General features: G+C 44.4%; 22 protein-coding genes. 12 read left to right on the top strand and 10 right to left on the bottom strand.

The window, feature by feature from the left end:
* The first annotated feature begins 19 nt into the window (after window positions 1–19).
* Window positions 20–1,615 (top strand): AAA family ATPase, encoded by a 1,596-nt coding sequence (locus Q7U10_06630; GenBank protein MDO8282284.1) that lies wholly within the window; start codon window positions 20–22, stop codon window positions 1,613–1,615.
* Between the two features lie 32 nt (window positions 1,616–1,647).
* On the opposite strand, the gene Q7U10_06635 is transcribed toward Q7U10_06630, so the two are convergent.
* Window positions 1,648–2,631 carry a D-alanyl-D-alanine carboxypeptidase family protein gene (locus tag Q7U10_06635; protein MDO8282285.1) on the bottom strand — a complete coding sequence of 328 codons (984 nt, stop codon included), beginning with the start codon at window positions 2,629–2,631 and terminating at the stop codon, window positions 1,648–1,650.
* A 550-nt stretch (window positions 2,632–3,181) separates the two neighbouring features.
* Between Q7U10_06635 and Q7U10_06640 the strand changes: the two genes are divergently transcribed.
* The 7 genes from Q7U10_06640 to Q7U10_06670 all read left to right on the top strand — a co-directional run bounded on the left by Q7U10_06640 (window position 3,182) and on the right by Q7U10_06670 (window position 11,926).
* Entirely contained in the window at window positions 3,182–3,778 is a 597-nt protein-coding gene (locus Q7U10_06640; protein MDO8282286.1) for a hypothetical protein, read from the top strand.
* A gap of 48 nt (window positions 3,779–3,826) precedes the next feature.
* Complete coding sequence (locus Q7U10_06645; protein ID MDO8282287.1) at window positions 3,827–4,924, top strand: L,D-transpeptidase; 1,098 nt, start codon at window positions 3,827–3,829, stop codon at window positions 4,922–4,924.
* 2 nt (window positions 4,925–4,926) lie between these two features.
* Window positions 4,927–5,574, top strand: a complete 648-nt coding sequence (locus tag Q7U10_06650; protein MDO8282288.1) for a L,D-transpeptidase — start codon at window positions 4,927–4,929, stop codon at window positions 5,572–5,574.
* Window position 5,575: 1 nt separating this feature from the next.
* Window positions 5,576–6,244, top strand: coding sequence for a hypothetical protein (locus tag Q7U10_06655; GenBank protein MDO8282289.1), 669 nt, complete (start codon window positions 5,576–5,578; stop codon window positions 6,242–6,244).
* Window positions 6,245–6,324: 80 nt separating this feature from the next.
* A complete protein-coding gene (locus tag Q7U10_06660; GenBank protein ID MDO8282290.1) occupies window positions 6,325–9,069 on the top strand; it encodes a transglycosylase domain-containing protein in 2,745 nt (914 codons plus the stop codon).
* Between the two features lie 58 nt (window positions 9,070–9,127).
* Entirely contained in the window at window positions 9,128–10,558 is a 1,431-nt protein-coding gene (locus Q7U10_06665) for an ATP-binding protein (protein ID MDO8282291.1), read from the top strand.
* Entirely contained in the window at window positions 10,559–11,926 is a 1,368-nt protein-coding gene (locus tag Q7U10_06670; GenBank protein ID MDO8282292.1) for a sigma-54 dependent transcriptional regulator, read from the top strand.
* A gap of 36 nt (window positions 11,927–11,962) precedes the next feature.
* Here Q7U10_06670 and Q7U10_06675 read toward each other — a convergent pair whose 3' ends face one another.
* From Q7U10_06675 to nifU, 3 genes are all read right to left on the bottom strand, one after another.
* A complete protein-coding gene (locus Q7U10_06675) occupies window positions 11,963–12,382 on the bottom strand; it encodes a hypothetical protein (GenBank protein MDO8282293.1) in 420 nt (139 codons plus the stop codon).
* Window positions 12,383–12,473: 91 nt separating this feature from the next.
* Window positions 12,474–13,631, bottom strand: coding sequence for a cysteine desulfurase NifS (gene nifS, locus Q7U10_06680; protein MDO8282294.1), 1,158 nt, complete (start codon window positions 13,629–13,631; stop codon window positions 12,474–12,476).
* On the bottom strand, window positions 13,628–14,461 hold the full coding sequence (gene nifU / locus Q7U10_06685) for a Fe-S cluster assembly protein NifU (protein ID MDO8282295.1): 834 nt from the start codon (window positions 14,459–14,461) through the stop codon (window positions 13,628–13,630). The genes nifS and nifU overlap by 4 nt, the downstream gene beginning before the upstream one ends.
* Window positions 14,462–14,584: 123 nt before the next feature.
* Here nifU and Q7U10_06690 point away from each other — a divergent pair, with 123 nt between their 5' ends.
* Complete coding sequence (locus tag Q7U10_06690) at window positions 14,585–14,869, top strand: zinc ribbon domain-containing protein (protein MDO8282296.1); 285 nt, start codon at window positions 14,585–14,587, stop codon at window positions 14,867–14,869.
* Between the two features lie 7 nt (window positions 14,870–14,876).
* Window positions 14,877–15,665, top strand: a complete 789-nt coding sequence (locus Q7U10_06695; GenBank protein MDO8282297.1) for a sugar phosphate isomerase/epimerase family protein — start codon at window positions 14,877–14,879, stop codon at window positions 15,663–15,665.
* A 43-nt stretch (window positions 15,666–15,708) separates the two neighbouring features.
* Here Q7U10_06695 and Q7U10_06700 read toward each other — a convergent pair whose 3' ends face one another.
* Genes Q7U10_06700 through Q7U10_06715 form a run of 4 tightly spaced genes read right to left on the bottom strand, consistent with a single transcriptional unit; the run spans window position 15,709 to window position 21,506 of the window.
* Complete coding sequence (locus Q7U10_06700; GenBank protein MDO8282298.1) at window positions 15,709–16,836, bottom strand: SAM-dependent methyltransferase; 1,128 nt, start codon at window positions 16,834–16,836, stop codon at window positions 15,709–15,711.
* 50 nt (window positions 16,837–16,886) lie between these two features.
* Window positions 16,887–18,800 carry a diguanylate cyclase gene (locus tag Q7U10_06705; GenBank protein MDO8282299.1) on the bottom strand — a complete coding sequence of 638 codons (1,914 nt, stop codon included), beginning with the start codon at window positions 18,798–18,800 and terminating at the stop codon, window positions 16,887–16,889.
* 22 nt (window positions 18,801–18,822) lie between these two features.
* Window positions 18,823–19,806, bottom strand: a complete 984-nt coding sequence (nadA, locus tag Q7U10_06710) for a quinolinate synthase (protein ID MDO8282300.1) — start codon at window positions 19,804–19,806, stop codon at window positions 18,823–18,825.
* 47 nt (window positions 19,807–19,853) lie between these two features.
* Window positions 19,854–21,506 carry a CFI-box-CTERM domain-containing protein gene (locus Q7U10_06715; protein ID MDO8282301.1) on the bottom strand — a complete coding sequence of 551 codons (1,653 nt, stop codon included), beginning with the start codon at window positions 21,504–21,506 and terminating at the stop codon, window positions 19,854–19,856.
* A 137-nt stretch (window positions 21,507–21,643) separates the two neighbouring features.
* On the opposite strand from Q7U10_06715, the gene der reads away from it, so the two are divergent.
* Window positions 21,644–22,966 carry a ribosome biogenesis GTPase Der gene (der, locus tag Q7U10_06720; protein ID MDO8282302.1) on the top strand — a complete coding sequence of 441 codons (1,323 nt, stop codon included), beginning with the start codon at window positions 21,644–21,646 and terminating at the stop codon, window positions 22,964–22,966.
* On the top strand, window positions 22,966–23,781 hold the full coding sequence (locus Q7U10_06725; GenBank protein MDO8282303.1) for a YihY/virulence factor BrkB family protein: 816 nt from the start codon (window positions 22,966–22,968) through the stop codon (window positions 23,779–23,781). The genes der and Q7U10_06725 overlap by 1 nt, the downstream gene beginning before the upstream one ends.
* A gap of 11 nt (window positions 23,782–23,792) precedes the next feature.
* On the opposite strand, the gene Q7U10_06730 is transcribed toward Q7U10_06725, so the two are convergent.
* Together Q7U10_06730 and Q7U10_06735 are read right to left on the bottom strand one after the other, a co-directional pair.
* A complete protein-coding gene (locus Q7U10_06730) occupies window positions 23,793–25,037 on the bottom strand; it encodes a class I SAM-dependent RNA methyltransferase (protein ID MDO8282304.1) in 1,245 nt (414 codons plus the stop codon).
* Window positions 25,038–25,104: 67 nt separating this feature from the next.
* Window positions 25,105–25,950 (bottom strand): restriction endonuclease, encoded by an 846-nt coding sequence (locus Q7U10_06735; GenBank protein MDO8282305.1) that lies wholly within the window; start codon window positions 25,948–25,950, stop codon window positions 25,105–25,107.
* Window positions 25,951–26,004: the final 54 nt, after the last annotated feature.

Raw genomic sequence — 26,004 nt, forward strand, 5'->3', positions numbered from 1 at the left:
TGAGGCCTGCCCCAGACGAATGACAACAAAACAGAACATTGAACTTAATGATCAGTTCCTTCATGCCCTGCGTATCATTGAAGATTCTGAAATGAATGTCTTTATCACAGGAAGGGCGGGCACGGGCAAATCCACCTTGCTTCAGTATTTCAGAGAGTCCACGAAAAAGAATATCGCAGTACTTGCGTCGACCGGCGTTGCAGCAGTGAACGTGAAGGGGCAGACGATCCATTCATTCTTCAATTTTAGAATTGATGTTACCCCGGACACGGCCGGCAGGATAAAGCCGAGGAATAAAGAGATATACAAGAAGCTCGATGCTATTGTCATTGATGAGATTTCTATGGTGAGGGCTGACCTGCTGGATTGTGTGGATATATTCCTTAGAAAGCACGGCAGAAAAAAGTCACTCCCGTTCGGCGGGATACAGATGATATTTATCGGAGACCTTTATCAGCTGCCGCCGGTTGTGACGTCAAGAGAAAAGGCGCTTTTTACGGATTACTACAAGAGTCCATATTTCTTCAGCGCCAGGGTTTTTGATGACGACCTTTTTTCCAGCATGTCTGTTAAGGATGCGCCTTTTGAAATGAAATTCATTGAGCTTGAAAAGGTCTATCGGCAGAAAGATCAGAAATTTCTGGATGTGCTCAACAGTATCAGGAACGATACTGTCACGGATGATGATATTAAAGAAATTAACAAGAGGTATGATCCGGATTTTGCCGAAATTCCGGGTGATTTTTATATCTATCTTACGACAACAAATGCCCTCGCAGAAAAAATTAACATGAACAAGCTTGCCGGGCTGAAAGGCAAAGAACTTAATTATCAGGGCAATGTTAACGGGGATTTTAAAGGAAGGACCCTTCCCACTGCCTTGGATCTTATTATTAAAGAAGGTTCACAGGTAATGCTTCTCAACAATGACTCACTCGGACGCTGGATAAACGGCAGTATTGGCAGGATCGTACAGGTTGAGGAGGGCGGGGATGCTGCTGATGTCATGTGGGTGGAACTCTCTGACGGCGAGGTTGTGGATGTTACCCCCTACAAATGGGAGATGTACGAATTCTCATATGATAAAAAGACCTCCAGGATACTATCTGAAAACATTGGATCTTTTACTCAATATCCTCTCAGGCTAGCATGGGCAGTAACCATCCATAAATGTCAGGGCATGACTTTTGATAATGTGATTATAGACCTAGGAAGCGGCACATTTTCACATGGCCAGCTTTATGTAGCATTGAGCCGGTGCACCACTTTAGACGGACTTGTCCTTAACAGATTAATTAATAAAAAAAATATCCTGCTTGACAGAAGGATCGTGGGTTTTGTTACACGATACCAGTATAAAGAGGCTGAAAAGCATCTCTCGCTTGAAGATAGGTTTGCCATCATTGAGAAGGCGATACAGGGGAAGAAAAAGCTTGAGATAATATATCTGAAGACAAAAGACGAAAAATCAAAGAGAACTATCATTCCGGTATATGCCGGGGAAATGGAATATCAAGGCAGGAAATTCCCCGGGCTTAAGGCATTCTGCACCATTGCAAAGGGTGACAGAGTATTTCACATAGAAAGGATTCTCGAGATGATGATTGTTGACTGATATGCAGAACAACAACTAAATTAGTGCCAGACTTATTCTAATATAGATGCTGTGATTTCCTGCGCATCAGAGACAGAAGTCGGTAAACTGGCTGTTAACTCCATAAAGCTTTTTGAGAGGATATTCTTTGCGCTCGAATCACGCACATTTCTGTCAGCAGATCCAAAAATTACTGCAATGACCCGTTCTCCGTTTTTAGATACTGTTGCAGCAATGGAGAATCCGGCAGCTCTGAAGTACCCTGTTTTAAAGCCGTCACAGCCTTCAAAACTTCCAACAAGATGATTGTGGTTTCGCATAACAAGCGGTTTTGGGCTGTCTGTGCGGAAAAGGCGTTCTTTAGTTGAAGTATATCTCAAGGCAGCAGGATGTTTAAGCAGTTCCAGACATAATTTTGTTATATCTCTGGGGGTAGAAACATCCGGCTTGCCTTTAGCAGGAGGAAGACCGTTCACGGTACTAAATAATGTGTCCGTCATGCCGAGTTCCTGTGCCCGCTTGTTCATGAGGCTGATAAATTTTTCCTTGTCACCTGTGTAATGAAGCGCAAGCGCCATTGCTGCATCATTAGCTGACGGAATCATGAGGGCATAGATCAGATCATCCACCGTATGAACTTCACGTTCTTTTAAATAAACCTGTGAGCCGTCTACTTTAGCTACTTCGGCTGATATTTTGACTTTATCCTGGAGGGTTATCTGTTTTGCTTCGATAGCCTCCAGAATAACAAGAAGGTTCATCATTTTGACCATACTTGCAGGGTAGCCCTTAACATCCGGATTGTCTTCAAAAAGCACTTTGCCTGTAGCAGCATCAATTGCGATAGCGCCTAAATATGGATTTTTTGATATTTTTTGTAAACCAGACTTGGATACTTTTGTTTTGGCTTTCCTGGTTGTCTGTTTTTTCTTGACAGTTGTGGTGCTTTTCTTGGCAGCGTATGTAGAAGTTATTGTGCATAGAAACGCAACAATGAGAAATGCAGAGATAAAAAATAATAATGAATGTTTTTTCATAGGCATTGTTTTTACTTTTAATATTATATGAATTATGGAGTAATTAGACAAGGTTTATTTTAAGATTTTTTTTTAAGATGAATAATATTCACCACTCAATCATCAATATGATTAGCAGAAGGCTGGTATCTGCTTGTTGAAAAACAATCTTTAAACAGTGCTCCGCAATAGAAAATATATCAAAGATTATGAAAACATGTTAGGCAAAATCAATGAGGACTTCCTCAGATTCCCATATGCCTTTTTTATGCAATGAATCCTCAAATAAGGAATAATCTTCCTGAAATACCATACTTGCTTGAGCTAACTAGTTGATTTTTAAAATGTTTTAATATGGCATGAATTTTGCTTTGTAGGGTTAAGCGATAAAATTACATATGATGGTCAAATTAAATAAGGGGAGGTGAGAATGAGCAAGTAAAACAATGTGGAACTGTAGTAAAATTAGAAGTGAAGCAGTTAATCTGATAAAGCATATGTTTTTAAGCTTTTGAAAGAATTCAGGCAGTTCAAAAACTAAACCAACTTATATTAAAAGGGGAAAAGAAAAATGAATAAGAAGATGATGAAGCAAATTGTAATGTTATTAATAGTAGCAATGGTATTTGTCGGATGTGCCAAGAAGCCGGAAATGGAACTCAATAGCGCTCAGGCTGCATTGACCGCTGCAATGGAAGAGGGAGCCAATAAGTACGCTAAAGACGAAGCAAAGGGTCTTAATGATGAGCTTCAGGCTGCATTGGATGAGATGAAGGTCCAGGAAGGCAAGATATTCAAGAATTATGACAAGACAAAAGAGATGCTTGCTAAAGTAAACGGCGGAGCAGAGGCACTTAAGGCAAAGATCCCAGCTCTCAAACAAGCTGCTAAAGATGCTGCACAGGCTGCTGCAGATTCTGCAAAGGCATCTATTGAAGAAGCAAAGGCTCTGTTAGCAAAGGCACCAAGAGGCAAGGGTTCAATGGCAGATATTGAAATGATGAAGGCTGATGTTACCGGACTTGAAGCTTCTATGGCTGAAGTACAGACATTGATCGATACAGAAGAATACTTCGTTGCAGCAGATAAAGCCAATGTTATCAAGACCAGCGCAGTAGGCGTTATTGACGCAGTTAATCAGGCACTTGCGAAAAAAGGCAAAAAGTAGAAGGTAAGAAGTAAAATATAGAATCATTATGAATGGAGAGTTTTAATTTTGAAGAGATTTTTAATAAGAAATTTATTAATTTTCTTATCGTTAATTAGTCTCTCAGGCTGTAAAGATGCACCAGTTCTTCCAGAGGTTACCAAGGCTAAGGCCCAGGAACATACCCTCTGGAAGGCTGGTGCAGAATTATATGCGCCTGAGGATTACAGGGGCTATATGTCCGCCCTTAAAAACGGGAGAGAGCTTCTTATAACTGAAAATGCGAAGTTTGTATTATTCAGGGATTATGAACCTGTACAGGAAAAATTCCGCAATATTATTGTAACCGGCGAAAAGGTAGAACGAAAAATCCAGGATGAAAAAGACAAAATATCGAAAGTTGTAACGGATAAAACTGCTTTTTTAAATGACAGAATAAGGACCATGAGAAGGCTGTCTTCTTTTATCAATGAGGGGCGTATTTCATGTCAATCCCTTACAAGAGCTGAAATTCTGCTGAGCGAATCACGTCTGATGGTTAAAAAGGGAGATTACTTTGCTGCTGAAGACAAGCTGAAGGAAGTTTCCAAGTTCACTGAATTGGCTCTGAAAGTTATGTCGCCGATTCTTAGCCGTTATTCTGATGAAGCCCAGATAAAAAAATGGCGTTCATGGGTCAACGAAATCGTTCAAGGATCAAAAGACAGGGAGATTTATTCCATTGTCGTGAGCAAGATTGATAAGAAGCTGATTATCTATAAGAGAGGTCTCCCTTTCAGGACATATGAAGTCGGCATCGGGATCAATGGTTCAAAGGACAAGATGTATGCAGGAGACAGAGCTACACCGGAAGGAAGGTACAGTATTTCAAAGAAAACATCCAATAGCCGTTACTATAAAGCACTTCATATTAACTACCCTAATGACGAGGACCGTCAACAGTTCTCTGTCTTAAAAAGAAAAGGGATTATTCCTAAAACAGCCAATATCGGCGGCCTTATTGAAATACACGGCGGTGGAAAAAATGGAATGACCTATGGTTGTATAGCTATGGAAAATTCCCATATGGATGAGCTTTTTAAAATAGTTGATGTCGGGACTCCGATCGCTATTGTAGGCTCTGTTGAGTATGATAACAGTATTTCATCTGCAATGAAGGGACTTTAATAATGATCATTAAAAGAGCGGTACAGATATTTATAGTGCTGCTTGTTGCAGTCTTCTTTTCTCTTGAGGGACTAGGGTATTATCTTGCCGGCCGGAGCAGTGCTGCTGTTGATACTGACGGTAAGAAGGATAATTCTAAAGAAACCAAGGCTGCTTCATTCAATGGCAATCCTGCCGCTATTAGAAAAAAGATCAGCTCTCTTTCTCCCAAAGGAGTATATATAATTATTGACACTGCAAAAAACCGGCTTTATATGAAAAAGGGCGAGGAAATATTGCGTGAGGCTGTGATATCAACCGGCAGCGGCAGCATATTGAAAGACCCTTCCGGCAAGAGAGAATGGGTATTTGACACGCCAAGGGGTGAACGTACTGTTAAGTCAAAGATCACTAACCCGGCCTGGGTGAAGCCTGACTGGGCCTTTGTTGAAGAAGGAGAGGAGATTCCTACTGATAACAGGGACAGGGTTGAAACCGGGATGCTGGGGGATTATGCCCTTTCCATTGGCAACGGTTATCTGATCCACGGCACTTTATATACAAGACTGCTTGGCAGAAGTGTGACCCACGGATGCGTCAGAGTTGGGGACGAGGATCTTGAATATGTTTACAAGAATACGCCGATAGGTTCGAAGGTGATACTTTTTTAGGATGAATTTCTGGCGAGCCGTCTTTTTAATCCATATCTTCTTTGTCCTCTTTTTAAGTGCGGAAGCTGTTTCAGAAACACTGCCAAGTCAGGCGGAAGAACGCCTGCTTCGGTCAGAGCTGCTGCTCGCGCAGAAAACTGATATCTATTTCATCCTCGATCTGGAAAAAAACAGGATATACTTTAAAGCCCGCGGGATTGTATTAAGAGATCTGGAGATCAAGGAAAAGAGATTCTGGGGACAGGCTGATACTGTAAAACTCTATGTCATGGCCGCGAAGGCTGCGCGTTCAGAACCTCTCAGAGAAGAGGTCATACCGGAAAACATAAAAAAAGATGAAAAGGCTCCTGTCCCGGCAACAACCACTCCTGTAGTCGACCTTAAAGCGCTTGAACTGGATGACATGCCTGTAAGCTTCAACCTTAAACTTGGTGACGACCTTACCGTCTCAGTGAGCCCGGACAGCAAGGGGTCTATTCCAGCCCTTTCTTCAATTTTCAATTCATTAAAATGGTATATATCCCAGCCGATGCTTACAGTATGGCATACTGTAAAAAAGAGGCCGTACAGAGTATTAAATCTGGTTTTGGATGCAAAGGATGCCCAAGCATTGTACTGGTCAATCCATGAAGGCTCAGAGGTTTTAATATACAATCCGCAGAACCATTAATTTGATCCGGGCACATTCTTATCAAAATGTCATCAATTAGGTTGCAAGACCATCTCAGGCGCTCAAGGCGGTCCCGTCTGTTGGTTTACTTCGCTGTAATTATTCTTTCAGTGATAATTTACGAATGGCGGACATCTTTCATTCAATCATGGGTTTATTCAAACTATGCCAGGAAATTGCAATTCACACTTGGTTCCGGCCCCAGCCCGAGTATTGTTTTTCCTGAGGAAGGCCCATTTGACGAAAGACGCGGTTATGTAACCATCCCTGCATTTGTCATTAATCTGAGAAAAAATAATTATGAAATAACCCGTCAGGCCCGCTTCAGCCCGGCCCTTGAAAGGGCTGTCAGGGATGGGATAACTCCTCCATATAAAGAAAAAAATGTGGCTGGATTAAGCATACTTGACAGGCTGGGAATGCCGCTGTATGAAAGCATCCCGCGCGAGAGGATATATGCGAGCTTTGAGGATATCCCCGAGGACATTATTAAGATACTGCTCTTTATTGAGAACCGCGAGCTTTTAAAGCCGACAGGGGATACACAGAATCCGGTTTTTGAGTGGAACCGCATGGCAAAGGCCGGAATTCAATATGTCGGGAATAAGATCGGCCTGCCGATAACGGTTGAAGGCGGAAGCACTCTGGCGACACAGCTTGAGAAGTATCAGCATTCCGAGGGCGGCCGTACCTCAGGGGCTAAAGAAAAGATACTCCAGATCACTTCAGCAAGTATCAAAGCATACAGGTCAGGCCGTGATACTACGGTCTCCAGAAGGGAGATCGTAACTGACTATATTAATACGATGCCGCTGGCATCTGTAGCCGGATATGGGGAGGTCAACGGACTTGGGGAGGGCTTATTGGCATGGTTTGGCACCGATATCAGGGATGCATCCGATATCCTGCGTTTAAAGGAAAGCTCCCTTCTTGATCTAAAATTGCGCACAGAAACATTCAAAAAAGTCATAGCGCTCTTTCTTGCGGTGAAGGCACCGACCGATTACCTTGTGAAAAACAGGCAGGCACTATTGCAGAGGATTGATCATTTCACAGACCTGATGTTGGAGGAAGGCGAGATCAGCCCGGAATTTCATGATGCGTTGAAATCTCTTCCTCTTGAATTCAGGACAGGCAAGATGAATGTGACAAAGGCGCCTTTTGCCGAAAGCAAAGCTCCGAACGCTGTCAGATATCATCTTCTCAAGGTGCTAAACTTACCCGGCTTTTATGATCTGGACCGTCTGGACCTGACCGTTAATACTACTCTGGATGCCGATGTTCAGAAAAAAGTCGTGAATATGCTTGAACAGCTCTCTGACAAGGAATTTGTAATGTCTGCAGGACTGTCTCAGGAGCGCATGCTGAAACACGGCGACCTGAGAACTATGATCTACAGTGTTCTTCTATATGAAAAAACTCCTTCCGGCAACGCCCTCAGGGTGCAGGCGGACAATCTGGACAAGCCTCTGGATATAAATGAAGGCGTAAAACTGGATCTTGGTTCAACGGCAAAGTTGAGAACTCTTGCTCATTATCTTCAGATAATATCTGAGGCATATGAAAAGATGTCCGGTCAGAGTCATGAGACGCTGAGGACTGATCCAGCTTTGAATAAAGACCCAATCTCCAGATGGATGGCGGAAGAGCTTTCATCGAAACCCGGGCTGACCCTGTTGCAGATTCTTGAGGCTGCAATGGTGAGAAGATATTCCGGCAATCCGTCCGAGGTGTTTTTTACCGGAGGAGGGCAGCACAGGTTTGAGAATTTCAACAAAGACGATAACAGCAGGGTAATGACGGTTTATGAAGGGCTTCAAAAATCCGTCAATCTTGTCTTTGTACGCCTGATGCGGGATATTGTTTCATATCATGCGGCTCGTCTGGATATTGATACAGCAGCTGTAATGAAAGACCAGAATAATGTAAAACGCAAGGAGCTTCTCACCATTGCAGCTGACAAAGAGTCCCGTGATTTTCTTTCCAGATTCGTAGAAAAATATAAAGATGTACCGCTTGACCGGGCTATTAAAAAACTACACAGACATCCGCTTGAACTCTGGACGATAGGTTATTTGGAGGCACACCCGCAGGCGCAATGGCAGGAGTTAGTGCAGGCCAGTATAGTTGAGAGAGAGCAATCCAGCGCCTGGCTTTTTTCACCCCGTAACAAACATGCCCAGGATATCAGGTTGAGGATATTGATCGAAGAAATGGCATTCAGGGAGATACACAAGGGATGGCAAAAACTCGGGTATCCATTTGACTCTCTGGTCCCGTCATATGCCACTTCTATCGGTAGTTCGGCAGACCGGCCAAGCGCGCTTGCGGAACTTATGGGGATCATAGTCAATGACGGGCTGCGCATGCCCGTGCTCAAGGTGACATCGCTTAACTTTGCCAAGGACACTCCGTATGAGACCGAGCTTTTTTTAAAGACGGCTGAGGGTGAAAGGGTCATGCCGGTGGAAGTCGCAGGGATCCTGAAGAAGGCTCTGGCAGGAGTTGTTGAAGGCGGCACGGCTCGCGCTGTTTCAGGCGCATTTAAAGGGACTGACGGCAGCCCTTTGACCGTTGGAGGCAAGACCGGTTCAGGTGACAATCGGTTTGAAACATTTGGAAAGGGCGGAAAGCTTATCAGTTCAAGAGTGGTCAACAGGACAGCCACCTTTGTCTTTTTTATAGGAGACCGTCATTATGGTGTTATTACGGCATTCATGCCAGGCGAGGAAGCCTCTGATTATTCTTTTACCAGTTCCCTGCCGGTAAATATCCTGCGCCTATTGGCGCCAGGGTTGAAGCCGATGATACTGCCTGATCAATAATTCCAAGATTCTGATTTTATAAAAGTTATATAATTATGATGGTGAGAATATAAATCCTATGATACAAGATAGATTGTTTAAATCGTCTCTTCACAAAAAACTCGTGGCTATGATGCTCTTTCTAAGCCTGAGCCTGATATCAATACTTATCTTTCTTTATTCACAGTCAGAGAAAGCGATATTCAATGAGTTTGAAAGACAGACTGCAGAGCTTTCAAAGGCGATACAGATCGGCATGGAGGAGGCCACGAGCAGCGGCATAACAGATGAAAAACGCCTGCAGGGCTTTCTTAGCAAGCTTAATGCAAAAGGCGTAAAAGAGATATCTGTTATCAGCACGTCAGACAAGATTATCTCCAGTACAAATCCGAAGGATGTCGGCAAATGGATATCGAAGAGCAAAAAGGAGCTGATATTCAAGGCTGAGCTGGGGGAACCTGTCACAGGAGAGGATCAGGGTTACAATGTAATGATCCCGGTTGTTTCAGGCGACAAACAAATGGGCTATATCAATCTGACATTGAATACTGAGGACTTCTCTGTGTTTCTCCAGACCAGTATGATCAGAAGGATAGTAGCCGCCTCTATCATATTCGGGATAGGAGCTATTCTGGCTGTTTTTTTTGCAAAGCGATACACAAAGCCGATAGAGGAAGTTGTTACAGCGGCGCAGAGGGTTGCGCTCGGCGACCTTGATCAGGAGCTTCATACAGGCAGAAAGGATGAAATAGGGGAACTGGCAAGGAGCTTTAACTACATGGTCGGGAAATTGCGGGAGCAGAGGGAGATGACTGAAAAACTGAGAAAGGCGGAGCATCTTGCCGGCATAGGCCAGTTCGCCCAGAATATAGCACACGAGATCAAGAACCCTTTGAACTTCATTAACCTTTCTATCGACCATATGAGGGAGACGGCAAAACCTTCAGATCCCGTTCAGGCGGAAAAGTTTGATTCTCTTATTACGAATATGAAGGGTGAGATACAGCGTGTGAGCAGGTTTGCTGAAAGTTTTCTTGAATACGGCAGGCCCTTTGAGCTGAATCGCCGGAGAACTAAAATGGAAAAAGTTATAGATGAGGTTGTTGAGCTTGTATCGGTCAAGGCTCAGATGGAGAATATACAGATACATAAAGAGTACCGGAAGATACCTGAACTTCATGTTGACCCTGAATTTATCAAAACATGTATTTACAATATCATTATCAATTCACTTGAGGCGATGCCTAACGGGGGTATTCTTACGATAATGGCAGGGATGTCAGGTTCAAATTTCTCCCTTGCTGTGAAAGACACCGGGGTAGGCGTTAACAAGGATATGATGGATAAGGTCTTTGAACCTTTTTTGACTACAAAGAGCAAAGGCCTTGGCCTTGGGCTTGCGTTTACAAAAAGGATTATTGAAGAGCACGGCGGCAAGGTTGCTTTTGAAAGTACAGAAGGTGTCGGCAGTACCTTGACATTCATTCTTCCAGTAGAGAAGGAGTATTAAATGCCGGTCATACTTGTTGTTGACGATGAGCCGCTTCAGCGGGATATCCTTAAGACGATATTGGAAGCAGAGGGGTATGAGGCGCATACCGCTGCTTCCGGCGAAGAGGCGCTTGGGGTTATTAAGAAGTTTCAGCCTGAGGTCATACTCACTGACTTAAGAATGAAAGGCATGGATGGGATCGAGTTCATGGAGGCTGTTCCCCAGGAGCCTTTCAAACCGTCTGTGATTATCATCACCGCGCACGGCACTATATCTTCTGCTGTTGAGGCTGTCAGGAAAGGAGCCTTTGATTACCTTACAAAACCGATAGAAAAGAACAGCCTGCTTCTGACTGTCAGAAGAGCGGTCGAGAGGGCCTCTCTGCTCAAGGAGAATATGCTCCTTCATAAAGAGCTTTTCAGCAAATTCAAGATCGAAGGCATTGTCGGGAAGTCGGAAAAGATGCAGAAGGCCATGGAGGTAGTAAAAAAAGTCGCGCCTTCATCTGCAACTGTGTTTATAAGGGGTGAAAGCGGTACAGGCAAAGAGCTTGCGGCAAGGGCGATCCATTACAACAGCCTGCGAAAGACAAAGCCTTTTATAGCCCTGAACTGCGCTTCCATACCTGAGAATCTTTTTGAAAGTGAGCTCTTTGGCTACGAACCTGGCGCATTCACAGGGGCCAACACGAGGAAAGAGGGCCTTTTTGAACTTGCAAACGGCGGCACTCTCTTTCTTGATGAGATCGGGGACCTGCCCCTTGTGACACAGTCAAAACTGCTGAGGGTATTTCAGGATAAGGAGATACGCAGAATAGGCAGTAAAGTGACCATAAAGATAGATGTTAGGATAATAACCGCGACAAACAAGGATATGGAAAAGGAGATCGCAGCCGGCAACTTCAGGGAAGATATGTATTACAGGCTCAAGGTTGTAACCATTTATCTTCCGCCTCTCAGGGAGAGGATCGAAGATATCCCTGAACTTGTAGATTTTTTCCTGAAGAAATACAACAAGGAATTCGGCAAGAGAATAAAATCTGTTGAGCCCGCTGTTCTCAATGCTTTTTCACGTTATCAATGGCCGGGCAATATAAGGCAGATAGAATCGGTTATTGAAAGGGCTGTGCTTATGAACGATACCGGATCTGTCAATCTGAGAGACATAAAGGGCGAACTTGAGTTTGTTGATACTAAAGAAAGCTCCGTTGCTTTTGATCTTCCGCCTGAGGGGATAAATTTTGAAAAGATGGAAAAAGAGCTTATCAGCAAGGCCATGGATAGGGCAGGCGGGGTGGCGTCAAAGGCTGCAAAGCTATTGGGGATGAGCTATAAGACATTTTTGTACAGGTTAGAAAAGCATAACATCGAAAGCACTTCCTCTTGATCTGATGCTTGCTTCATTCCGGTCTTTATATCTGGATCAATCTTTCACCCAGTAAGCCAGTTTTTCCGCAATAATCGCCATAACTAAAAAGACCGCTAAACCTATTCCCTGGTACATTGGTTCTGCATAGAGTACCGGTTCTATCCCTGATCTATAAGAGAAGTAGGAGAGGGGAGGAATCCATGCTATTAGGGATATAAGCAAACCTCTCCATCCTATAGAGAGGAAGGTCTTCGGCCTGGGAGGGCGCGTATCTCTTTCCTTCTCCATGTCTCTGGCAGGCAGCTGTTCGCCTCTCTGGGTAAGAAGCCTGCCTACAGCTTCAAAAGCCTCATCCGAATATTTGTTGACATCGTTTCCGCTGTATATATTCTTAAGGTCTTCAGTATCCCTCTTCTCCATCGTCTTCATGATGTCTTCTATAAGTATTTCTTTGCGATCCGGTATGGTTGCCATTTCAGGAGACTCCTTTTTTAAATGTGATTATTAATAAATTAGAATAAAATCTGAAAAAAAACAAATCAGGATAAAAGAGTTTTTCGGGCATCTATGTTTCTCTTCCAAAAGGACTGAGTGAGCGCAGGTCTCTTATGATCTCCGGCATCTTTTGAAGGACAAGGCCTATCTCTTCATCTGTTGTGTATCTGCTCAGGGAGAACCTGATCGAGCCGTGAATGGCTGTAAATGGAACTCCCATGGCCCTCAGCACGTGCGAAGGCTCAAGCGAGCCTGAAGCACATGCCGAGCCCGATGATGCGCAGATATTATATTCATTCAGTCTCAGCAGAATGGCCTCACCCTCGACATACTCAAAGCTGATATTTGCAGTATTCGGCAGCCTGCTTTCTGTATCGCCATTTACCATTGCGTCAGGGCATGTGCTGAGTAATCCATCTTCAAGCCGGTCGCGGAGTTTCTTCACTTTTGTGTTTTCAATATCTATATTATCTTTGGCAAGCACGCATGCTTTTCCAAAGGCGATTATTGAGGCAACGTTCTCTGTGCCTGACCTTCTGCCTCTCTCCTGATGCCCCCCGATAATATATGGAGAGAACCTTACGCCCTTTCTTACATAAAGCGCTCCAATGCCCTTTGGCGCGTGTATCTTATGTCCTGAGATAGACATCATGTCAACAGGTAGATTTTTCACATCAACAGGAATTTTCCCCACAGCCTGCACAGCATCTGTATGCAGGATGACGCCTTTAGGCTTCACGATCTCGCATATCTTTTTAATCGGGAATATAACACCGCTTTCATTGTTGGCGTACATTATGGAGACAACAGCGGTGTTCTCAGTTATTGACCTCTCCAGATTCCGAAGGTCGATCCTTCCAAGTTTGTCCACAGGCACGATGGTTATATTAAATCCCCTCCTTGCCATAGTTTTGCAGAAGTTCAGGACAGCAGGGTGTTCGACCCTTGTAGTAATGATATGCTTCTTCCGGCTGGTTTCAAGAGCGCTCATGACGGCTGTGTTGTCGCTCTCTGTGCCGCAGCTGGTGAATATTATCTCTTCAGGCTCGGCATTGATGAGCGCAGCAACCTCTGCTCTTGCCTCCTCTATCCTCCTGTGGGTCTGGCCTCCAAAGAGGTGCATGCTTGAAGGATTGCCGTACAGCTCTGTTAAGTATGGAAGCATAGCCTCCCTTGCTTCATCAGCTACCCTTGTTGTTGCGTTATTGTCGAGATAGACCTCTTTCACTGAGCCTCCACAACCAGTTCATCGCTTATGAGTTCCTTCAATGTCTTATTGATATCCCCTATCGTAATGCCGGACATTTTACAATCAGTGCACATTCCTCTTAAAGATATTATGACCCTGTTGCCCTGGACATCTATGAGTTCAATATCCCCTCCATCAGCCTGGAGTCTCGGCCTTATCTCTTTCTCAATTACTTCCTGTATCATAGCTATCTTTTTGATATTGGTCATCTCTTTCTTTGGACTCGCTGTCTTTCTCCCAGCCTCTTTACCTAATACATCAAGAAGGATATCTCCGATCTTTGGAATACAGTCACCGCAGCCGCCTCCGGCCTTTGTGAAATTGGTTATGTCCTCAACAGTACGCAGGCCGTTCTCCTTGATCACACGCCTTATCTTCTGGTCGGTCACGCCGAAGCACTTGCAGACTATCTCTCCTTCCTCAACTTCGGGGTGCGCTTCTCCTCTGTAATCGGCGACAGCAGCCTCAAGCGCTTCCTGTCCCATCACAGAACAGTGCATCTTCTCTTTGGGAAGCCCACCGAGGTATTCAGCGATATCCTTATTTGTGACCTGCAATGCTTCATCAACTGTCTTTCCTTTTATCAGTTCAGTAAGCGCGGATGATGAGGCGATAGCGCTTGCGCATCCGAATGTCTGAAACTTTGCATCAATGATCGTGTCTGTCTTTTTATCTATCTTCAGCGTGAGCTTCAGCGCGTCACCGCAGACTATGCTGCCTATCTCACCTACAGCGTCAGGATTCTCGATCTCCCCGGTATTTTGGGGGTGCAAAAAAAGCTTATTGACCTTTTCAGTATATTCCCACATATTGAGTAATTAACACAGAGACATGCCCTTGTCAAGAAAAGACGTGATATGATAATTTTTATAGTGCTGACAGCTGTGTTATTCTATCTTGTATTCAGGTTCAAAGGTTAGTAAGGAGGAGTTATGCCGATATACGAATATAAATGTACAAAGTGCAATGAAGTTATTGAGGTGATCCAGAAGATGAATGATGAGCCTCTTTCCAAATGCAATGAATGCGGCGGAAAGCTTAAAAAGATGATCACAAACACCTCATTTGTCCTGAAAGGAAGCGGATGGTATGTTACTGATTATCCTTCTGAAAATAGAGAGAAGGCCATGAAGGCGAAGAAGTCTGCCGGCAAAAAAGAGGCATCTGCCGATCAAAAGAAGGATTCAAAAAAGAAAGAGACTGCAAAGACAGAGTGACCGCATTATGAAATATCCATCAGGAAAGATACGCCCTCATGTTCATGTCCCTTATGATGCGATAGATAAATATCTTAAGTTCATCAGGTCTGAGAAATTGAACCTTGAGATATACTTTGGTTCCAAACAGGCTGATGAGCTGAACAGGGATGATATCCTCGGACTTAAAAAGAAGCTGGATTACGGGCCTGAGATATCGGTACACGCCCCATTCATGGATCTTTCACCCGGAGCAGTTGATTCAAAGGTGAGAGAAGTTACGATACAAAGATTTGTTGATGTTCTTAATTACTCTAAATTACTTGAGCCCAATGTCGTTGTCTTTCATTCAGGATATGACAAGTGGAAATACGATAAACGCGTTGACATCTGGCTTGAGAGGAGCATGGAGACCTGGAAGCCTATAAATGATATGGCCGCTGATATGGGCATAAAGATCGCGATAGAGAACATTTTTGAGGAAGAACCTGCAAACTTAAAGCTTCTGATGGGGGAGATGAATTCAAAGAATTTCGGAGTATGTTTTGATACCGGGCATTTCAATCTCTTTTCATCGATCTCATTAACAGAGTGGATCGAGGTTATTAAACCCTACATAGCCGAGCTTCATCTGCATGATAACAGCAGGCTCGGCGATGACCATCTTGCCATAGGTGACGGGATATTTGATTTCAACCTCTTATTCAGGATGATTGAAGGGGTTGACTGTGTTTATACTTTAGAGGCGCACAGTATCAAAGATGTTAAGAAGAGCCTGAAGAGGCTTGAAGAGTATTTTACCAAGCGTGGGGAGTGATTTCTAAGCGCTTGTATTTCATCTCTGTTAACTTATAACTATGTTACAGCTTCCTGACATGATTCCTTAAAGAAAAACCTCTGAGTTCAGGATTGCCTTCGCCTTTGTACTGGATCATGACCATATGTGATTCTCCCATTCCTTCAGGCATTATCAGTCCCTTGATCTTTTTTATCTCTGCTGAATAATCAGGCGAGCCGGCATATAGTTCCGTGATCATTTCGTCAATGCCGGAAGCGACAAGGTACGTTCCCTGTGATGTATAGCCCAATGTTCTCAAGCCGACCTCATCTCCCCATTTTTTAACGGATGAAAAATTGACATGAGCGGTTATATCCTGCTCCCCTACATGCTCATATGGGTTTTCGTTTATCTGATGATCGTGATAGCAGAGGAGGGTGCCTCTGTTTCTTTCTTCATTGTAATATTCTTTCGCAGTGTAACCGTAATCGATCGTCATGAGAAAACCGTTCGACAATATAGATGCTATTTCATGGAGCCATTCCCTTATCCTGAGATTGATCTCAGTTCTATAGCCTTGTGGAAATCTTGAGGCAAACTGTCCGATGTAATCTATTAATCCGTCAGTCTTGGCATCCTGTTTTATCTCAACAAAACCGCCTTCATCATAAATCAGAAAAACCTCTTTTAAGTCATTATCCATCTCAACGATATGAACCGGGAATGCGTCAGGAAGTTCGTTGGAAAATATACAGCCATTTATTTGGGCAGATATATTTTTAAGTGACTGAAACCACGTTACTCTTTCTTCATGCTCTGCAAGAAGCTCCCTCTGTTTTTTCTCAAAGTGCTCAAATGGTTCAATGATAGCGTACTTTAATGAATTCACAATCTCATGAGATCGTCCGGTCAGATGGTCAAGGATATCTTTGCTGAGATAGCCTTCGCCTGCTCCTATCTCAATGGCATGGAATTCAGACGGCTTGCCAAGTATCTCCCACATCTCGATTAACTGCTTTGCTATCATCGCGCCGAATACAGGGTGGAGATGCGGGCTTGTGTAGAAATCGCCTTGACGGCCTATAGCAACCGCAGGGTTTGAGTAGTAGCCGAGTTCAGGATAGTAGAGCGCCATCTCCATGAACTTTTCAAAAGTGATCGGGCCGTCTTTATTTATCTTTTCAATTATAAGTTTTGAAAGAGGGTTCATAGCGCGACTCAAGATAGGGGATGTTATTTATAGTTCAGGAGCGCGGCAGGCTAAAACTCATTTTCCGTCCACATATCCTGTGTGAACCTTACTGCCTTGTTCCTGCCGGTCTCTTTTGCCTTGTAAAGGGCCACATCAGCATACTTGATAGCCTGCCAGAAGGCGTCAGTGTCTTTGGGGAACTCGCTTATACCGAGGCTGATGGTCTTTTTTATTACCCCGTCAAAGACCTTGATCTTGGTCTCCTCCATGGTCTTTCTGATCTTCTCAGCTATCTCCATTGTTTCATTCTCTTCAATGTCGAGCGTTATCAAGAGGAACTCCTCTCCTCCGAACCGTATCACAAGATCCGAACCTCTAACGCATTGCCTTATGACTTCTGAAGTCTTTTTGAGGATCTCATCGCCGATATTATGGCCGTAAATATCATTGACCTGTTTGAAGTAATCGAGGTCGCACATTATAAGCCCGATATTCTTCTTTCTTCTCAGGACACCGGCTATGAGCGTATCTGTATATTCCTGCAGAAATCTCCTGTTATAAAGGCCTGTAAGCGCATCTTTCAGAGCTGACTCTTTGAGCGTATTAGTCAGCCTCTTTGCTTCAATTACAGGGACAGCCTCGTTTATATACTGCTCAGCTTTATATACCCTTCTATCTTTGCCGCTGAAGTACTTCTTATTGAAAAGCAGCTGAACTACGCCGCCCACAGATCCTGAGATCAGCATAGGAATGCAGACATGTATCTTGTCTATGTCTGTTCTGAACTGTTTGCATACCTTGGGGTAATCAAAGGAAGATATAATATGTCCGGTCTTTCTCACTTTGCACAGGCTGCAGTCATGAAGTATGTCGGGATTACAGTTTATGTCATTTTCATTCAGGATGATGGGGGATACTGTCTTCATCTTGTTCTGGCTGTTTGATATTTCATAGATTATGAATTCATCAAGCCCGAACCTGTCAAAGATATGAGCAAGCCGTGAATATACGTCTTCCAGGCTGTCGTCCTCTTCTATGATCTGTTTGAAGGTGACAAGGTCATTGATCTCTTCCATCAGGTCATTGAAGTCCTGGGTCAGTACCCCTATCTCATCTTTTGAGCTCACCTTTATCTTGTTTGTAATATCCACTCTTCCTTCTCCGACTAACCTTATCTGCTCAATTATTGCCTTGACCGGCCGGGCTATCGACCTTGAAATGGAGATAGTAAAGATTATAAGGAGAGTGGTAGCCATGAAAAGCACACCTATGAAAGTGTATATCATGGTCTTTGTTACATTTTTGATGCTCTCTGAGTTTTCAGCGTAACTGGATGCTTCGCTGGCAGAGTATGCATTAGATATAGATATGGATTCCAAAAGAAGCTTTTTTGTTTCATCGATAGAATTATCAAGACTGCCCTTATCTTGATCTATATTGGCAGGTACACCTTTATTCATATCTGCTATCAGTGAGATCTTTGATCCAATGGCATTGATGTTTGTCTTTATAGCCTGGGTGTAAGTCTCTGTGTTTGGATCATGATCAGAAGCCGGGATCGAGACATTATCTATAAGAGCGTTGCTGTCTCTGTTGATATCGGGCGCTTGTCCGCCGTGGGACAATATTTCAGTGAAAGATAATATATCAGCTATCCTTGCATTCGAAACCGCTATCTTCCTGTCAATTCCTTCTGTATCAGGCATTGCCTCAATTTCTGATATGTCAATACTGAGGGACTGGAGATTTCGTATGATCTTCTGGGTGACTCTTTCATGAGGGATCAGGTGGTTGACTATCTTGTCTGTCTTGGAATCTATCACGATGCTGCTTCCCATCCCAATGACAAACATAACTATAAACCAGAAGAGGACGCCAAAGAAAAAGAATATGAACTTTTCCTTAATAGGCATGTTGACAAAGGTGATGAACTTTATGAATTTCTTCACTTTGCCTGTCTGTTCGCTAGCCAATGCGGTCATAGTTCAGATTATAAAGCAAAACCTAATAAATTTCTAACATCCTGTCGAGAGCTCTCTTTGCGGGTATCCTTATCTCTTCCGGCACCTTAATAACATTTGTCATCGTCTCAAGCGCCCTGAGCACGCTGTTAAGCGTGGTCTTCTTCATATTGGGGCATATCATATCTTTTCTTAACGTGTAAAATGTCTTGCCGGGATTCTCTTTCCTCAGCCTGTAGAGAAGTCCGATCTCAGTGCCTACGATAAACTCATCTGCGTCAGACGCAGCGGCATATCTCAGCATTCCTGATGTGCTTGTAACATGGTCAGCAGCCTCAAGAACCTCAAGCCTGCATTCAGGATGAGCCATGACAAGGGCGCCGGGATGTTCAGCCTTCGCCTTTTGAACATCCTCTTTTCTGATCCTGTCATGAGTATGACAGAAGCCGTCCCATGCGATTACCTCTTTTTTGGTATTTTTTGCTATCCATGCGGAGAGGTTTTTATCCGGGATGCATATGACCCTGTCGGAGGCGAGTGATTCAACCACCTTGACTGCGTTGGCTGATGTGCAGCATATGTCGCTCTCTGCTTTTACAGCTGCAGTAGTGTTGACATAAGTGACAACAGGCACGCCTGGATGCGCTTTTTTTATGTCCTTCAGTGTGAAGTCAGAGGGGTAGGTGTAAGCGTCAGTATATTGATACCCGGGGAATTCTGTTCTCGTATTTCTCGGCCCGTCAACAGTTATCATGTCAGCCATGGGGCAGAAGGCGGTCAATTCGGGAAGAAGAACCGTCTTGTCAGGAGAGAGTATGGATGCACTCTCCGCCATAAAATTCACACCGCAAAATACGATAACATCGCAGTCAGTTGATGCCGCCTTTCGGGAAAGTTCCAGAGAGTCGCCTGTGAAGTCGGCAAGCTCCTGAACCTCGTCACGCTGGTAATTATGCGCTATGATCAAGGCATTTCTTTTTTCTTTCAGCCGCAGTATTTTTTCTATTATGGCGCTATGTTCGGTCATGGTAAGTTGCAAATATAACATGCGTATATATCTAAGGTCAATTATAACTAGTATATCTTACCCGCATGCTTTCTCTTCCTGATGAAAGGGGTTATCACAAGCCCCAATAGCGTCAAAGCAGCAACTCCTGGGTATTTTACTGCATAGACCAGAGGCGTGAGTGCAAGGCGTGTCGCAAGCTGCAGGCTTTCGTGCCTGCTGATAAGGTCTGCTATCGGAGGCGAGCCTGTGTAGTAGAACTTCACAAAGGCGTTGCCGATAGAATTTTTTAAGAGCACCTTGTCTCTGAAGTCTCTCAGTACCTTAACATGCGGCTCAAAGTAACTGCCGTATGCCGCAGTTGCTATGAAACATCCACTACTGCCTCCTCCGCTGCCGGGTGTTTCTCCAAGAAAGTCATGGACGAAGATGTCAGCAGATCCATTTGTATCTTCTGCGACAAGGTTGGTGGCATCAGAGTTAATTGCTATATATCTCCCGTCTGCGGATATGGAGTAAGACCAGCTAAAACTGTTGCCTTGCGCTCCAGATGAGTCAATACTAACACGGCTGGTCTGGCCTGTTGTGCGGTCATGGACAAGGATGTCAGTAAATCCATTTGTATCGCCTTCAACAAGGTTGTCGGCATCGGATCCAAATGCCACATACCTTCCGTCAGAGGATATGTAAGGAAACCAACTGTGACTGTTACCCTGCGTTCCGGATGAGTCAATACTCACACGTGTGGTCTGGCCTGTGGTGCGGTCATGGACAAATACATCGGCAAAACCGTTTGTGTCTCCTGCAACAAGGTTGGTGGCATCAGAGTTAATTGCTATATACCTCCCATCTGCTGATATGGAGGTCGACCAGCTGAACCTGTTACTCTGCGCACCAGATGAGTCAATGCTCACACGTGTTGTCAGGCCTGTGGTGCGGTCATGGACAAAGACATCCAAAGTTCCATTTGTGTCTCCTGCAACAAGGTATGTAGCATCGGATTCAAATGCCACATACCTGCCGTCTGCTGATATGGAGGGCGACCAGCTATACCTGTTACCCTGCACACCGGATGAGTCAATGCTTACACGGGTGGTTTGGCCTGTGGTGCGGTCATGGACAAAGACATCGGTAAAACCGTTTGTGTCTCCTGCAACAAGGTTGGTGGCATCGGATTCAAATGCCACATACCTGCCATCTGCTGATATGGAGGGCCACCAGCTCTCATTGTTACCCTGCACACCGGATGAGTCAATGCTTACACGGGTGGTTTGGCCTGTGGTGCGGTCATGGACAAAGACATCGGTAAAACCGTTTGTATCTCCTGCAATAAGGTTGCTGGCATCGGAGATAAATGCCGCATACCTGCCGTCTGCGGATATTGAGGGTGTCCCGCTGATATTGTTACCCTGCGCGCCGGATGAGTCAATGCTTACACGGCTGGTCTCTCCTGTGAAGCGGTCATGGACAAAGACGTCATTAAGACCGTTTGTATCGCCTGCGACAAGGTTGCTGGCTTCAGATTCAAATGCCACATACCTTCCGTCAGCGGATATGGAAGGATACCAACTGTGACTGTTACCCTGCACTCCGGCTGAATCAATGCTTACACGTGTGGTCTCGCCCTGAACCGCATAGACAACATCAGCAATTTGCAAAGAGCCGGCAAAAAAGAGAATAACGATCAAATATAATTTACTCATATAATTCAATTTTGGCATTTTGTCTCCTTAGATATTTGGAAGATTGGTAACGTTCCATTTAATCAAAAGCAAACATTATTGTCAATGAAAATAATATTTATGTTCATTATGCGAAAGGAGCCTCCATTGCCTGTGCTATAATTACTATCAATATTATGAAGAAACCGATCGTTGCGATAGTAGGAAGGCCGAATGTAGGGAAATCCACCCTTTTTAACAAAATGGTGGGCAAGAGGCGTGCTGTGATCGAGGATATCCCGGGTATCACAAGGGACAGGCTGTATGATGAAGCCAAATACGATGACAAGAGGTTCATAGTCATTGATACGGGCGGTATCCATACAGAGCCTTCTAAGGATATGGATAGCGAGGTGCGGGAGCAGGCGCTGGTTGCGGTGGAAGAGGCTGATATCCTGATCATGATGATGGATGCGGAGAGCGGCCTTCTGCCTGCTGACATGGAGCTTATCAATCTTCTTAGGAGATACAGTAAAAAAACCTTTTACGCGGTAAATAAGATCGACGGCATAAATAAAGAGAAGAACCTTCTGACTGATTTCTATGCAGCGGGTATTGATATATTCCCTGTTTCAGCGCTGAACGGTTATGGTTACCATGACTTTATGGAAAAGGTTACCGAGCTGATCCCTGACTTTGATGAAGAGGAATCAGAATATCCGAGGATATCGATACTGGGACGCCCGAATGTCGGAAAGTCCACGCTTGTCAATTCCCTTCTGGGCAAAAACAGGATGATAGTCAGCGATGTGCCCGGCACGACAAGGGATGCTGTTGATTCAATATGCTCATACTACAAAAAGAACTATGTGCTTGTTGATACCGCCGGTATCCGCAGAAAGGGCAAGATGGCAGAGACCTTTGAAAAATATTCATTCATGAGGACGGTGAGGAATGTTGAGAACTGCGATGTTGTGCTGATGGTCCTTGACGCGTCTGAAGGTGTTGTTGAACTCGACCTGAAGATCGCAGGCTTGATATTTGAGTCAGGCAGGGGCGCGATAATACTCCTGAACAAGTGGGACCTTGTGGATAAGGAGGAGATGTCGCTCAAAAAGATGGAGGCTGAAGTATATCAGAAGATGTGGTTCATGAGGCATGTCCCCATATTGACGGTATCCGCATTGAACAGGCAGAGGGTCACTAACCTCTTTTCCCTTGTGGATGAGGTCATTGCAGAGAGTTCCAAGAGGATCAGCACCAACCAGCTTAATCTCTTTATTAAAAAGGTGGTCAAACTTAAAGAGCCTCCGATGCACGCGGGAAAGCGTGTCAAGATCAAATACATAACCCAGATCAAGACGAAGCCTCCGGGATTTATCATCTTTACAAATAATAAAGAGGGTATGAAGCCTCAATATATCAGGTTCATTGAAAAACATTTGAGGGAGTCATTCGGATTTAAGGGTGTTCCGTTAAGTATATTCGTGAGACAGAGCGAGGTTAAGAAAAGGCCATAATGCATGTCATCAGATCTTTTGGAAGGAGCCTGAATGCTTTCATTCAGGACGACTGTTTATATCTCTCTGCCTCAATATCATATTTTCTTATCGTTTCCATTGTGCCTCTGAGCCTGATGATACTCGCGCTCTTCGGGTATTTTATCGGGGAGAGCCAGGATCTATATCAGTTTGCCCTCGCCGGACTTATAAGCGCTTTTCCTTCTGTTACAAGCAGTGTAACGGCTGAACTGCAGAACCTGATCATATTCAGGGGGATAAGCTTTTTTACCTTCCTGGTCTACTGTTTCCTCTCGCTGCAGCTCTATTACTCAATGGAGCATGCCATGAATGTGATATTTGATGTCCCGCAAAAGAGGCATTTTCTCATATCTATACTGTGGTCCATCCTGATAGTGACGCTGGTCATGTTATCTTTAATACTCGCCTTTACGCTCAGCTCTTTTGCAGTGATCTTTCACGGCCATCCGATGAATATCTTTGGAATAGCGGTTGGTGTAAAGCTGGGAATTTTCCTGAAATATATAGCCCCTTATTTGCTTGTGCTTTCCGTTTTCACTGCGATATTCATGATAGTTCCAAAGGCAAGGGTGCGTCCTCTGCACGCATTTTTGGGATCTGTGCTTGTAGCTATCTTGTGGGATATTGGGAAAAACTTTTTTACATGGTATGTGAAGAATGTGGCTGATCTCGGCATGATATACGGTTCGCTTACGACCTTCATCTTCGCCCTGGTCTGGGTATATTACTCATCATGCATCGTTCTTCTCGGCGGAGAGTTTGTTTCCTGCCTGGCATCTACACACAGGAAATAGAACCGGCGCACTTACTTGAGACTTAAGACCGCCATTGATTCGATATGAAATGTCTGAGGGAAGAGATCGACCATCCTGACCGAATTTAACTCGTATCTTGTCAGGAGTTTTTTGATGTCCCTTGAAAATGTCGTCGGGTTGCAGGATATGTATAAGATCTTTTTCGGCAGCATCTGAAGGACGTTATCTGTCACCTTGTTGGAAAGCCCGAGCCTCGGCGGGTCAAGTATCAGTATGTCAGGTCTCTCTTCAGTATGAAATTCTTCAGCCTTGGACTTCACAAACCTGTAGCGGGTTATATTGTTTAACTCCAGATTCCTTGCCCCGTCATCAATGGCATACGGGTTCTCCTCGACTCCTGTCACTTCACATCCTTCAGCCAATGGCAGAGAGAAATTGCCTGCGCCTGCGTAGAGGTCAAGGATCTTTTCTTTGCCTGTGAGTTGCAGCTCCTTTTTTATCAGCCTGATCATTGCTATGTTCACATCCCAGTTGCTCTGGAGAAAGCTCATCGGGGAGACAGAATATTTAAGGCCATCCAGTTCCAGAGAAAGATACGGGTCTCCAAAATTCAATGCCATTGTCTCTCCGGTATCGATCGAGAGCCCGGGAAATCCGGCATCTGTGAATTTTGAGACCAAACTGTTCATGTCTACATTATGCGGGAATTCCCTTGAGACCCTTAAAAGAGCGACCGGCCTGTCTCCTGATGTTATATGCAGCTCTTTGATCCCATGCATTTTTACCAGTTCTCTTGCTTTTTGGAAATGCTGATCAAGGTCATCTGTCATGATCAGGCACTTATTTATATTAACCACATCTCTCGTATTCTCTTTGTAAAAGCCTGAATCATCGCCCTCAACCTTGAACTGTCCCCTGATCCTGTACTTCCACGGACTATTCCCCACTAATGACCCTGAGAGGCCGATCTCGGTCTTTGCTATCCTCTTGAGGCAGTTGCTGAGGATATCCTCTTTCATCTTTATCTGCTGCTCATATGGTATATGCTGAAGATGACAGCCTCCGCATATTCCAAAGTATTCACACTCCGGCTTTACTCTGTCAGGGGAGGGCTCGATTATCTTTGACACAGTAGCAGTGATGTAATCCTTTCTATCTTTATCCACTACAACTTCAACCGTCTCGCCGGGCATGGTCTGTCCGCTGACCATCACTACCTTGCCTTCAAGCTTCGCTATATATACATTGCCGTATACCGGACGTTCGATCTTTAATGTAAGTTTTTCTGGTGTCATGTCAGATATTATACGGGAAGTGCGGTAGATAGTGGTGGATGAGAGTTTAGTAGGGTTTAAAATGTCTTTAACACAGGCACAGATCATCAGCCTGTTTCTTTAATGCTGCGGCTTTTCTGGGCGTAAGGGAGAGCATCTTCGCAATCCTGCCCTCACTCATCACTGCGAGGTCTTTAAGCAGGATGATGTCTTCTTTGATAAGTGTGCTGATAATCCCGGACTTGATCCCTGAAATAATTGTGACAGGGTAGAGTTTTTTATCCTCAATCATCTTCTGCAGGCTGTCTCCGTCAGGGTAGCTCCAGCTTCTGATATTGAGGCCCATGCACTTTGCGTATGTGACAGCGGTAGTGGTGCAGCGCGTATTGGTCACAAGCCAGCCTTTGAAGGTTTTATCAGGATAAAGCGCTTTCATGGTCGGCCAGAGGTCATGAAACCTTGAGTGCACGTACAGCGCGGTCTTTACATCCGTAGTACCGCCGGGGGTGTTTCTGTATTTGCACTCTACGAGTGAGACCTCGTCTTCTTTTACGGCATAGACATCTATTTCATGATCGATACAATTGCCTTCAATGATAACGCCGGTCTTGACCTTATAGCCGTAATTCGTCATGACCGCGCCTAAATATTTCTCAAAAGGATATCCTGAAGGGCCCAGCCGGAAGATGGCGTTTTTTAAAGAATATCTGAGCCCTGCCGAATGGTTGAGGGTGCGGAGATGTTTTTTGGCAAGCCTGTAGATCTTTCTGGTGCTGGTAACTGCTGGTATCTCATCAAGCATCAGGTCAATTATCTCATTTGCCTTTTCACTGTCAGCGCCTGAGCGTACAAGTGAAGCATGAAGCTTGTCCAGGTTGATGTCTTCAACAGCTCCTGAGGCTTTTTTGACCTTTATGTTTGCTGTTTTTGACATATCGATTTCTATAATGGAGACATTCTCAATAAAAAGGATATTGAAGAAGGCTGA

The sequence above is a fragment of the Thermodesulfovibrionia bacterium genome (assembly GCA_030646035.1).
GTDB lineage: Bacteria > Nitrospirota > Thermodesulfovibrionia > UBA6902 > UBA6902 > JACQZG01.